Raw genomic sequence first — 11,941 nt, 5'->3', positions numbered from 1 at the left:
CGATGCGCCCGTTTTGTTGTTTTGCTAAATATTTGAATGGGGAGTGGTCTGCCATGGCATCGGATTTTTGGCTTATTGCTGGCTTGGGAAATCCTGGTACAAAATATGAGGGTACTAGACACAACATGGGTTTTATGGTTGCAGACGTTTTGGCACAACGTTGGTCAGTATCTCTTTCGGATCACAAAGGTTTAGCTAAACTTGGCAAAGGTGTTATGAATCTTGATGGTCGCGTAGCAAAGTTTTTCCTTGCTAAACCGTTGACTTTTATGAACGATTCTGGTGCTGCAGTATCTTCTATAAGCTCCTATTATCAAATAGAACCGGATCATATTGTGATAATTCACGATGATATGGATTTAGATTTTGGGCGCATTAAAGTAAAAGCAGGAGGCTCTGCTGGAGGACATAACGGTATTCGTTCTATCGATCGCTCTCTTGGTACTCCTCAATATTCTCGAGTGAGAATGGGTGTTGGTCATGCGCAGCGTGGTGCTCACGCGCACGATAATACCGTCAATTGGGTTCTTGGAGGTTTTGCTGCAGCTCAAAAATCCGATCTTCCAAACTTTTTAGCAGATGGTGCTGATGCTGCAGAAAGTATTATTTTCCATGGATTAGCAGCAACGCAGGAGAAGTTTAATGGCCGCTGATAGCAGGTCTAATACCAGAAACAACAAGAATGATAATACTGATGATATTTCAGTAATAAGCTTGAGAGATATTCTTAATGATTTATCAACTAAGGATTCACTTTTTAAAGCTTTATCTGAATATGATCTTGATGCGATATCTGATTATTGTTGCGAAAGTGCAAATAAAAATCGTAAAGATTTAGATTCAATAAGTGAAGATTTAACAATTTCTTCTCCTATTGGAATTCGTTCTGCTATTGTTGCTGCATTAGCTAAGAAAAAGCCAGTTGTTGTTATTGTTCCATCGAGTAGAGATGCTGAAGATTTTATTGCGTCTGTGCGTGATTGGTACGATGGTGATGCTCAAGACGTTGCTAAATTAGAAGCGTGGGAAACGTTACCTCATGAAAGGCTTTCGCCTAGGGCAGATACTGTTGCTAGCAGGATTGCAGTGTTTCGTAGGCTTTGTCATCCTGAAAATAACACATCACTTTTTGGTCCGATTCGCGTGTTGGTTATGCCTGTGCGATCGCTTATTCAGCCTGTAGTTGAAGGCATTGGTGATATAGATCCTCTGTTATTTGAGTGCGGAAAAGAATTAACTCTTGAATATGCTGTGAAACGTTTGGTAGAAAACGCATATACTCGTGTTGATTTGGTGATGGAACGTGGAGAGTTTGCTGTTCGTGGTGGAATTATTGACGTTTTTGCGCCAACGATGACACATCCTGTGAGAATTGAATTTTTTGGTGATGAAATTGATACTATAAAGCAATTTCATGCTTCTGATCAGCGTACTTATGGCAATAATATTTCAAGCATTTGGGCTACGCCTTGCCGTGAGCTTCAGATTACAGAAAAAATTTGCAAGCGCGCGCGTTCTCTTATTGGCGCAATTCCAAATGCTGACGATATGCTTGAATCAATCGCAAATTCTATACCTGTAGAAGGTATGGAGTCCTTGTTGCCTGCACTAGTGGATCGCATGGAATCAGTGCAAAATATGCTTCCGAAGGAATCTGTTATTATTCTATCTGATCCCGAAAAATGCCGTAGAGCTGCAGATGACGTAACTGCTACAGCTAACGAATTCTTAGCAGCTAGTTGGCATGTTGCTGCTTCTGGACACGGTTCTGGAGCTCCAATAACATTCGATCAAGCTAATTTCTTGGATTTTGATGAAACGATTTCATCGTTAGAATTGTCTAATCATGATGTATGGAAATTAACATCTTTTGGTGTTGACAATCAAATTTATGGAAATATTGCTTTGCCAGCATCGGCGCCACAAGAGTTTCGAGGAGATGAATCGAAAGTTTCTGGTGGTATCACTTCTCTTGTCGACAATGGTTTTGCTGTAACTATTACTGCAGCGGCTTCTGGTACTCTTGCACGCTTGAGACGCGCTATATATGCGACTGGTGTACATGAATTTACTACAGTGCGCTCAAGTATTTCGGATGGCTTCATTGACAATGCTGCGCGTATTGCGATTCTTACAGAGCGTGATCTGACAGGTAAATCTTCTGCATCAGCTCAACTAAAAACTCCAAAACGCAGGCGCAAAGCAATCGACCTAATGGAACTAAAGCCTGGTGATTTCGTTGTGCACGAGCAGCATGGTATTGGACGTTTTGTCGGCATGAAGCAACGTAATATTGCTGTTTCGGGTGGTAGTGCAACTCGCGAATATTTAGTCATTGAATATGCTCCTAGCAAACGTAACGCTCCTAACGATAAGCTTTTTATTCCAACTGATCAGCTTGATTTAGTGAGTAAATATATAGGTGCAGAAATACCAAAGCTTAACAAGCTCGGAGGTTCTGACTGGGCTCAAACTAAAGCAAAAGCTAAAAAGCATGTTCATGAAATTGCTGAAAATCTTATTAAACTTTATTCAGCAAGGCAGCAATCTCGCGGATTTGCATTTAGTAAAGATACTCCTTGGCAAAAAGAGTTGGAAGACGCATTTCCTTATCAAGAAACTGCTGATCAGCTTACAACTATTGATGAAGTAAAAGCAGATATGGAAAACCCAATCCCAATGGATCGCTTAATTTGTGGAGATGTTGGTTTTGGTAAAACTGAAATTGCGTTACGTGCAGCTTTCAAAGCTGTGCAAGATTCTAAGCAAGTTGTTGTTTTAGTTCCAACGACCTTGCTTGTTCAACAGCATTACGAGACTTTTACAAATCGTTTTGAAGGATTCCCTGTAAAAGTTGCTGCAATGAGTAGATTCCAAACTTCTAAAGAGATTGAAGAAACTTTAGCTGGATTGCAAGATGGAAGCATTGACGTTGTTATTGGAACGCATAAGCTTTTGAATCCTAGTATAAAGTTCAAAGATTTAGGTTTGGTTATTATTGACGAAGAGCAGCGTTTTGGTGTGGAACATAAGGAAACGCTTAAAGCTTTGCGCACAAACGTTGACGTATTAAGTCTTTCGGCAACGCCAATTCCTAGAACTCTTGAAATGGCTGTAACTGGTATTCGTGAAATGTCTACTCTTGCAACTCCTCCAGAAGATAGGCTTCCAGTGCTTACATACGTTGGTGCGTATGATAATTCTCAAGTTGCTGCGTGCATTAAACGTGAATTGTTGCGTGGCGGTCAGGTTTTTTACGTCCATAATCGCGTTGAAGATATTAGTTCTGTTGCAAGTAAGATTCAGGAGCTTGTGCCAGATGTTCGTGTTGCTATTGCTCATGGAAAAATGGGCGAGAAGCAGCTCGATGCTGTTATTCGTGATTTTTGGCATAGAGATATTGATGTGCTTGTTTGTACAACGATTATTGAAACAGGTCTTGATATTTCTAATGCAAATACACTTATTGTCGATCACGCAGATAGATTCGGTTTGAGCCAGTTGCATCAGCTTCGTGGTCGAGTAGGTAGAGGTCATGAGCGTGCTTACGCTTACTTTTTGTATGATCCGTCTAAGCCTATGACACAACAATCTCACGATAGGCTCTCAACAATTGCTCAGCATACTGCGCTTGGTTCTGGTTTTGATGTTGCGATGAAAGATTTGGAATTGCGCGGAACTGGAAATTTGCTTGGAGATGAGCAAAGTGGACACATTGAGGGTGTCGGATTTGATTTGTATGTTCGTATGGTTTCTGAAGCTGTTGAAAAATATAAGGAACCTGAAAGAGTTGAGCCTGTTTGTGTAACTATTGATCTTCCTGTTGAGGCTTCTCTTCCAGTTGATTATATTGCTTCTGACAAGCTTCGTTTGGAGGTGTACAGGAAGCTTGCTGCTGCTAAGGATAATAGTGATTTGCAAGAACTTCACGATGAGCTTCTTGATCGCTTTGGTAATCCGCCTGAAGAGTTTGAGTCTTTGTGTGATGTTGCTCGTTTGCGTTTTAAAGCACGCGAGATTGGTATTACGCAAATCAGCTCTCAAGGAAAATCAGTGCGAGTTGTTGGCGTCGATCCAAAAGAGTCTGTGATGATGCGTTTGAAGCGTATTTATAGAGGATTGCAGTATCGTCCTCTTACTCATATGCTTATTGTTCCAGCTCCTTTTGAATCTTCACTCGGTGCTAGTTCAATGAGTGAATCAGATATTCTTAAGTGGTCTAAGCAATTACTTGAAGACTCAGCGTGGTGATTTGTAATATCTGTTGCAATATAAGTGTTAAAAATATTTATTGCAATGCCATGCGTAGTTCGTCTTCTATTTCAACGTGATTATTTGGACGCTTTTGTGCATCAAGTTGGCTTCGATCAATATTCCAGTTTTTCTCAATAATTCCGTCTTTGATCATAAGAATTCTGTCAGAAAGTCTTACTGCTTCGGAAATATCGTGCGTGACCATTATCGTGGTCCAGCCATGTTTTTGCCTTAGATTATCAAGCAAATCTTGCATGTCTAAACGAGTTAAAGCGTCTAATGCTCCGAAAGGCTCGTCTAAAAGTAGTAATTCAGGATTATGAACTAAAGCTCTAGCTAATGAGACTCGTTGGGCTTGACCACCTGAAAGTTCTGATGGCCATTTCGAACCATAATTATTAAGTTGCATATCGTTAAGAGCTTTTTCTGCAATAGATTTTAGTTCTGATTTGTTTCCTTGCATGCCGAAAACTACGTTCTTACTTACTGTTAGCCATGGTATTAATCTTGCATCTTGGAAACCTATTGCTTGATGTTGTGTGACGTTTATTGTTCCAGAATCAGGTTTGATTAATCCTGAAATAACTTTAAGAAGAGTGGTTTTTCCGCATCCTGAGCGTCCTATTAGAGATACGAATTCGCCTTTTTTAATATTTAGATTTATATCTCGTAATATTTTAGCGTTATTTTTAAAAGTCACGCCAATATGTTCTAGAGTAACGCAGTAAGAGTTATCTTTAGTCTCATAGTTTTCTTCTATTTGAGTGTTCATATTTACTCCTACTGCGTTGCTTTAAATCATGTTTATATAATCTTGTTATATAACTTTGTTTTAATTTTGATTAATCAGTTATATATTATTTTATTTTGATATTTTATTTTGTTTTTTATGAATATGTGTTTTATGGATAAATGAATTAATTTACTTTGTGCAATCCATTACAGAATCTTTCAAATTCTTTGGAGCTTGCTTAATTAAACCATATTTCACGTATTCTTTAGCCTGAGTTTCCATCATTTTCAAACCTTTTTCATCGATTGGACGAATAGTTGGATTGTCAAACTTTTCAATTTGCTTAATAATAGTTTCGCTTGCTCCGAGCTGCTTGTAAGCGTTTCCAATAACATTGTTTTCTTTATGAGACTTTTCTGCTTCGCGAACAAGAGCCTTGTACATCTTCTTAACAAGATCTGGATGCTTTTTGGCAAAGCTCTTAGAAACAATGTGAATAGTAACGTTCATATTGCCGTACTTTTTAGCATTTACAAGCAATTTTGCGCCTGGAGTTGTCATTGCTGCAGCAAGATTCTGATCGAATGAGGAAATTGCGTCAATCTGTCCAGAAGTAAATGCTGCCTGGAAGTTCTTAGGGTTCATCTCAACTTTGTTAACTTTAGAAACGTCTAAACCGCTTTTATCAAATGCGCGGTGAAGCATGTAATCGCCAGTGTCACCGTTGTGAATAATAGCAACTTTCTTACCATATAAGTCTTTTAGTGTTTTCACTCCGCTTTTTGCGGATGCAACGATTCCTTGAGAATCACCATTGTAATATTCGAGCGCAAAAGCTACCCATGGCTGTCCTTCAGCAATCAAATCAATGAAGCGTCCAGTTCCAGTAGTTGTAGCATCTGCATTTCCGCTCATCACAGCAGTAAGACCGTCAACTGGAGTGTAAGGACCAGTGTAAGTTACTTTAGATTTTCCAAATTCTTCTTGAAGGAATTTCTCATTTTTCAAAGTAGTTAGATAATTTGCTGTAGAAAGATAAGCAACTCTCATAGCTCCAGCATCTTCTTTTGAAGAAGCGTTTGATGATTTTTGTGAGCTTCCGCAAGCTGCAAGAGATACAGTTGCACAAGCAGCGCAGATTAATGCAATAATGCTCTTTTTAGAAAATCGCATTTTTAAATTGGCCATGATATACAGCTCCTTTTGTTTGTTGTTTTGTTTGTTGTTTTGTTTGTTGTTTTGTTTATCTGTTGTTTGTTTGGTTGTTGTTATTTGGTTGTTGAATCTAAATATTGACTAATTCTTAAAAAGCAATTTAATGCATTTTAAAAAGTAGTTAACTTTAGAAAAATGTTGATATTACTAGATTATTGGCGTGATTTTTTATTTAATCTGCGTTCAGGTATAAGAAGATACTCTAATATGTTTGCAGTAAGCTCAGATCCAAGACCTGCAATTGCGTACATAATAACGCATGCCATCATTTGATCTGGTCTAAAGAATTCTTGTGCTCTTGAAAGAATGTATCCAATTCCAATAGAAGAATTAACTGTTTCGCAAGTCACTAATGCAACCCATGCTACAGATATTGCAAATCGCAAACCTGTCATAAAACTTGGAAGTGTGCCGCGAAGCAAAATAGATATAAAAATAGTAGATTTTTTAACGTGATAAACCTGCGCTAATTCAAGAAGTTTTGAATCAATATTACGAACTCCGTCGCGAATATTAACGTACATAGGTCCAAAAACACCGACAGCTATAAGTGCTATTTTCATCGTTTCATCTATTCCGAGGAAAATTATTAATATTGGAGCTAAAGCCGGGAATGGGATTGACCTCAACATGTGGCTTGGTTTATCAACTACAATATTGCCAAGCTTACTGCCTCCTGCAAGTATTCCTGCTGGAACAGCAAAAATAATTCCTAACAAAAGTCCTAAAAGAACTCGTAAAATACTTATTCCTAAGGATTTTAATAATATGCCTTCGTTGTTTAAATCAATAAAAGCTTGTATTACTTCATATGGGGATGGCAAAGAACGGTCTTCGGTTGGAGAAAGAGTTGTGAAAAACCACAAAACCAAAATGAGGATAGTTGAAATCCACACTTTACATGAAGATACCGCTTTAAATGCAATCTTCAATATGTTCTTCGCTTTATTAGGCGAACTGTAAGTCATGCGACAATCCCTTCGATAGTTTTAGCTATATCAGGTTCAACGAGTGTATTCTCAGCGCAACACTATATGTATTGTTGTTTGGCACGATGTAGTTGCGCACCCCGTGTCTGAGGTCATTATCACTTAAGGGTATGGACAAGTATATTTTAAATCGATATTTATAAACAATATTGCTTAAAAATATACAATTGGCTCATATGACTCGAGTTGAATCAAAATATTGTGAACGTTCACGGCATAAATACGCTGGTACTCAATATAACGTCCATAAAACGCACTAATCTTAAAAGAGTCATCACAACCCATAGGTATAAAGGAGTAGTTGTGGCAGCTATTGAAAGCGTATATGCACGCGAAATTTTGGATTCTCGTGGAAATCCTACTGTTCAGGTTTATTTGGAGACCGAAGATGGCGCTCAGGGTATTGGTTTAGTGCCTTCTGGTGCTTCTACTGGTGAGGCTGAAGCTTGGGAACGTCGCGATGGCGACAAGTCCCGTTATCAAGGCAAGGGCACGTTGGAAGCTGTTAAGGCTGTCAACGAGGTAATTGCACCTAAGGTTATTGGCATGGATGCCACCGATCAGCGCGCTCTTGATGAGACGATGATTGAGCTTGATGGCACGCCAAACAAGGGCAAGCTTGGTGCTAACGCAATTCTCGGCGTTTCCCTCGCTGCTCTCTACGCTGCTGCTGAATCCGCTCAGCTTCCGTTGTACCGCTACATTGGCGGCACCAATGGTCACATTCTTCCAGTTCCAAACATGAACATCATGAACGGTGGTGCTCACGCTGATTTCGCAACCGATATTCAGGAGTACATGATTTCTCCTTACGGTTTCGCAACCTACAGCGATGCTTTGCGCGCTGGTGTTGAGGTTTATCACACCTTGAAGAATGTTTTGAAGAAGGAAGGCTTGGCTACTGGTCTTGGCGACGAAGGTGGCTTCGCTCCAAAGATGAAGTCCAATGAGGATTCCTTGAAGTACATCATGGATGCAATTGCAGCCGCTGGCTACGAGCCAGGCAAGCAGATTGGTATTTCTCTTGACGTTGCTTCTTCTGAGTTCTACAACAAGGAAACTGGTAAGTATCGTTTCGATGGCGAAGAGCGCGAATCTGCTTACATGCTTGATTACTACGAGAAGCTCATCAACGAGTATCCAATCGTTTCCATTGAAGATCCATTCCAGGAAGAAGGATGGGATGATTGGGCAGAAATCACCAAGCGTCTTGGTGATCGTTTGCAGTTCGTTGGCGATGACTTGCTTGTCACCAATCCAAAGCGTTTGGCTAAGGGTATTGAGCTTGGTGCAGCTAACTCCTTGCTCGTGAAGTTGAACCAGATTGGTTCCGTTACCGAGACTCTCGACGCTATTGAGCTTGCAACCAAGAATGGCTTCACTTCCATGGTTTCTCACCGTTCTGGCGAAACCCCAGATACCACCATTTCTGATCTTGCTGTTGCTAAGAACACCGGCCAAATCAAGACTGGTGCTCCTGCTCGTGGCGAGCGTATTGCTAAGTACAACCGCTTACTTGAGATTGAGGAAGAGCTTGGTTCTACTGCTCAATATGCTGGTTACAGCGCATTCAAGGCTTGCAAGAAGTATATGAAGTAATATGCTAGAGCTTTTATAAGTTCTACGTAAGTCTTGTTTAAGATCTAGACTGTAGCATAAATCGGTCAGTCGCATTCGTGCGATTGGCCGTTTTTTGTATATTTTAGCGATTTTTTGAAAAAAATATATAAATTTTTCTAACATTACTTTTATTCTCATCAAAATAGTGCTATTTTTTATGGAAAACTAAAAACGGAAGGAGATGTTTCATATGAGAAAAGTCGCAGTTATAGGCATGGGAAACGTTGGTGCAGCAGTAGCGCATCAACTTGTTGTTGGCGGTCACGCTGATGATTTGTACCTTTATGATACAAACGAGGCAAAGGTGAATGCCGACGCATTGGATTTTGAAGATTCAATGGATAATGTGCCTTTTAATGTTAATATTACGGTTAATGATTATGAAGCATTAAAAGACGTAGAGGTAATCGTAAGCGCCTTGGGTCACATAAAGCTTTTGGACGTTCCTCATCCAGATCGTTTTGCAGAGCTTAAGTATAATCGTAAGGAAGTTGCAGAAGTTGGTGCAAAGATTAAGGCTTCTGGATTCCACGGTGTTTTGATTGACATAACAAATCCTTGCGACGCTATTTGCCAGCTTTACAAGGAAGCTACTGGTCTTCCTTACGAAAAGATTATTGGAACTGGCACTTTGCTTGACTCTGCGCGCTTGCATCGTGCAGTAGGCAAGTTCTTTGGCGTGCATCCAAAGGCTGTTAAGGGATATAGCTTAGGAGAGCATGGTGATTCGCAATTTGTTGCGTGGTCCACAGTTAAAGTCTTTGAGCAGCCTATAACAGAGCTTATTAAAGAAAAGAACATGGATTTAGACGCTATTGATGAGGAAACTCGCGAAGGCGGATTTACAGTGTTCTACGGAAAGAAGTACACAAACTACGGTATTGCTGCTGCTGCAGTTCGTTTAGTGGATGCAGTTCTTTCGGATTCTAAAGAGCAAATGCCTGTTTCAAACTATCGCGAAGAATACCATTCTTATCTTTCTTACCCAGCAATTGTTGGTAGAGAAGGAATTGTTAAGCAATGCCAACTTGACTTGACTGAAGAAGAGTTGCAAAAGTTGCAGCATTCTGCAGATACAATTTTGAGTAAAGCTCAAGCAGAATAGATAAGTCAAAAAATAAAATAACTAAAAAATACTACTTTTGAATCTAAAATATTTTACAGATTTTAGATAAAAGCGTATTGGAAAATGTCGTTGTAGGTTTAATTGCTCCTAAAGAGTGTTGAATTTACAGCGACATTTTTGTTATAAAAATTTTTTGATATTAGCTTATTTATTATTTGAATTTATAAAGTTGGCTAGTCCTAACTGTTCATGATATATACTTTTAACTATAAATTGAATTATTTTTTTGGGGGTGGAAATATGATTTCCAGTGCATACATAAGTGTTGGAAGCAATATAGGTGATAGATTACTTAATTTGCGTCAAGCTGTTTCGCTATTGAAGCAAAATTCACATATAAGCAATATTATCGTTTCTTCAGTGTATGAAACTGAACCAGTTGGTGACGTAGTGCAAGACAGTTTTTATAACATTGCTTTACGTTTGGACACTGATTTAACAGCTTTTGAATTGCTTGATTTTATTCATGATATTGAACAGCGTCTTCACAGAAAGCGCATAGTTCGTTGGGGTCCTCGAACAATCGATTTGGATATTATTGATTTTGGTGGTCAAACTATAAAAAGTGAAAATCTTACGATTCCGCACAAAGAAAGAGATAATCGCAGATTTGTATTAGTTCCTTTGCTTGAAATAAGCGCAGACGATGCAAATTATCATGAACTTATACAAGATAAGCTTAATAAAACTAGCGACACTAATTGGATTAATATTATTGAAAGTAGCGAAGTTTTTAATTAGTTTGGAATATAAATTTAGTTTTTTTAAATATGAGGTTTTAGAAAGAAAGAATACAAATGCGAATTATTGAAAGCAATTTGGAGAATGCGTCTTCTAAAAGTATTGCAGATATAGCGTTGCTGCAGGATCTTTGTGTAAATCAAAAAATTTTATGCACGTGGGAAAATATTAGCGAAAACGATTTAAGCAAAGTAGCTGATTTTCTCGATCATTTTGATACAGCTATCAAAGTTTCCGAGTCTTCTATTGACTTCATTTTGCCGCTTATTGCTCTTAAACCTTTTATGCAAGAATGCGAAAAAGCATGGTACGAAGATCAAGAATTACTTGCAAGTTTGCGCTCGATATTAAAGCAAAAAGCAATTGTGTGGAATGCAGGGCGATTCTGCTTTGATACACTTGACAAGCCGATAGTTTACGCGATTTTGAATATTACTCCTGACTCATTCTATGACGGCGGCAAGTACCAAAGTGAAGACGAGATAAATAGCCATATTAAAGAAATAGTTGAAGCTGGTGCTGATGTTATAGAAGTAGGCGGTCAAACTACAAAACCTGGCGGTTATTTAGAAATTACTCCAGAAGAGGAAATAAGTCGCGTTATACCTGCTATTAAGTATATTCACAAAAATTATCCTCAAATTGCTGTAGCAGTAGACACTTACAAGTTACCTGTAATGGAAGCTGCAATTGAAGCTGGCGTAGATATTATAAATGATGTTCGTGCGTTTGATTCTCCAGAAAAAGTAAAGCTTATGGCAGATTCTAACGTTGGATTAGTAACAATGCATAGCAATAGAGATACAGAATATGACAATTTAACAAAGGTTATGTGTCAATTCTTTAGCGATAATTTAAAAATGCTTGTTGATGGAGGAGTTGACTTAAATAGGATTATTCTTGATCAAGGAATTGGCTATGCAAAGGTTGCTGATGGTGAACAAGATTATGCAATGATGCGCAATATTAATCAATTGCATCGTTTTGGTCGACCAATACTGGTTGCGATTTCTAGAAAAGGCTTTGGTAAGAAGCTTTTTAATTTAGATAAAGAAGATCGTTTGCCTGTCACTTTAGTTGCAGAAACAGCGATGTTTATGGCTGGTGGACGTGTAATACGTGCTCATGATATTGCAGAAACAAAGCAATTAGTTGAAATGATCGATGTTATTAATAGAAATTACTGGTTTAAGTAGAAAAATTTGAATATTTTTTTGCAGTTTTGTTCGTCAGTTTTTTTAATTTTAATAACGAATAAATGTG

The 11,941-nt window shown here is 38.6% G+C and carries 9 protein-coding genes and 1 riboswitch; of the genes, 6 read left to right on the top strand and 3 right to left on the bottom strand.

Annotated elements, in window-relative coordinates; translation table 11 throughout:
* Window positions 1-53 precede the first annotated feature (53 nt).
* Window positions 54-653, top strand: a complete 600-nt coding sequence (gene pth, locus HXT32_RS03690; protein WP_004111397.1) for an aminoacyl-tRNA hydrolase — start codon at window positions 54-56, stop codon at window positions 651-653.
* On the top strand, window positions 643-4,251 hold the full coding sequence (mfd, locus tag HXT32_RS03685; protein ID WP_076002794.1) for a transcription-repair coupling factor: 3,609 nt from the start codon (window positions 643-645) through the stop codon (window positions 4,249-4,251). Before pth ends, mfd begins: the two co-directional genes overlap by 11 nt.
* A 37-nt stretch (window positions 4,252-4,288) precedes the next feature.
* On the opposite strand, the gene HXT32_RS03680 is transcribed toward mfd, so the two are convergent.
* From HXT32_RS03680 to HXT32_RS03670, 3 genes are all read right to left on the bottom strand, one after another.
* Window positions 4,289-5,026 carry an ABC transporter ATP-binding protein gene (locus HXT32_RS03680; protein ID WP_012914090.1) on the bottom strand — a complete coding sequence of 246 codons (738 nt, stop codon included), beginning with the start codon at window positions 5,024-5,026 and terminating at the stop codon, window positions 4,289-4,291.
* A gap of 150 nt (window positions 5,027-5,176) precedes the next feature.
* On the bottom strand, window positions 5,177-6,175 hold the full coding sequence (locus HXT32_RS03675) for an ABC transporter substrate-binding protein (RefSeq protein ID WP_415707606.1): 999 nt from the start codon (window positions 6,173-6,175) through the stop codon (window positions 5,177-5,179).
* Between the two features lie 179 nt (window positions 6,176-6,354).
* Window positions 6,355-7,170 carry an ABC transporter permease gene (locus HXT32_RS03670; protein ID WP_004111408.1) on the bottom strand — a complete coding sequence of 272 codons (816 nt, stop codon included), beginning with the start codon at window positions 7,168-7,170 and terminating at the stop codon, window positions 6,355-6,357.
* A riboswitch (TPP riboswitch) is annotated at window positions 7,160-7,284 on the bottom strand. Its footprint overlaps the gene before it by 11 nt.
* A 210-nt stretch (window positions 7,285-7,494) precedes the next feature.
* On the opposite strand from HXT32_RS03670, the gene eno reads away from it, so the two are divergent.
* The 4 genes from eno (at window position 7,495) to folP (ending at window position 11,874) form a co-directional block, all read left to right on the top strand.
* Window positions 7,495-8,790 (top strand): phosphopyruvate hydratase, encoded by a 1,296-nt coding sequence (gene eno / locus HXT32_RS03665; RefSeq protein ID WP_004111411.1) that lies wholly within the window; start codon window positions 7,495-7,497, stop codon window positions 8,788-8,790.
* A gap of 211 nt (window positions 8,791-9,001) precedes the next feature.
* The gene (locus HXT32_RS03660) at window positions 9,002-9,916 is read left to right on the top strand and encodes an L-lactate dehydrogenase (RefSeq protein WP_415707605.1); all 915 of its coding nucleotides are present in this window, start codon (window positions 9,002-9,004) and stop codon (window positions 9,914-9,916) included.
* A 261-nt stretch (window positions 9,917-10,177) separates the two neighbouring features.
* Window positions 10,178-10,678: a 2-amino-4-hydroxy-6-hydroxymethyldihydropteridine diphosphokinase gene (gene folK / locus HXT32_RS03655; protein ID WP_004119382.1), complete on the top strand. Its 501-nt coding sequence runs from the start codon at window positions 10,178-10,180 to the stop codon at window positions 10,676-10,678.
* A gap of 56 nt (window positions 10,679-10,734) precedes the next feature.
* The gene (gene folP, locus HXT32_RS03650; RefSeq protein ID WP_012914094.1) at window positions 10,735-11,874 is read left to right on the top strand and encodes a dihydropteroate synthase; all 1,140 of its coding nucleotides are present in this window, start codon (window positions 10,735-10,737) and stop codon (window positions 11,872-11,874) included.
* Window positions 11,875-11,941 lie beyond the last annotated feature (67 nt).

Source organism: Gardnerella sp. DNF00747, from assembly GCF_049262675.1.
GTDB lineage: Bacteria > Actinomycetota > Actinomycetes > Actinomycetales > Bifidobacteriaceae > Bifidobacterium > Bifidobacterium swidsinskii.
This window is presented reverse-complemented; position numbering and strand designations above follow the sequence as displayed.

What these genes read in the sequence shown, in the direction of transcription:
- HXT32_RS03680 (WP_012914090.1), bottom strand. Translation starts at nt 5,026, where the DNA reads ATGAACACTCAAATAGAAGAAAACTATGAGACTAAAGATAACTCTTAC.
- mfd (WP_076002794.1), top strand. Translation starts at nt 643, where the DNA reads ATGGCCGCTGATAGCAGGTCTAATACCAGAAACAACAAGAATGATAAT.
- folP (WP_012914094.1), top strand. Translation starts at nt 10,735, where the DNA reads ATGCGAATTATTGAAAGCAATTTGGAGAATGCGTCTTCTAAAAGTATT.
- HXT32_RS03660 (WP_415707605.1), top strand. Translation starts at nt 9,002, where the DNA reads ATGAGAAAAGTCGCAGTTATAGGCATGGGAAACGTTGGTGCAGCAGTA.
- folK (WP_004119382.1), top strand. Translation starts at nt 10,178, where the DNA reads ATGATTTCCAGTGCATACATAAGTGTTGGAAGCAATATAGGTGATAGA.
- HXT32_RS03675 (WP_415707606.1), bottom strand. Translation starts at nt 6,175, where the DNA reads ATGGCCAATTTAAAAATGCGATTTTCTAAAAAGAGCATTATTGCATTA.
- pth (WP_004111397.1), top strand. Translation starts at nt 54, where the DNA reads ATGGCATCGGATTTTTGGCTTATTGCTGGCTTGGGAAATCCTGGTACA.
- HXT32_RS03670 (WP_004111408.1), bottom strand. Translation starts at nt 7,170, where the DNA reads ATGACTTACAGTTCGCCTAATAAAGCGAAGAACATATTGAAGATTGCA.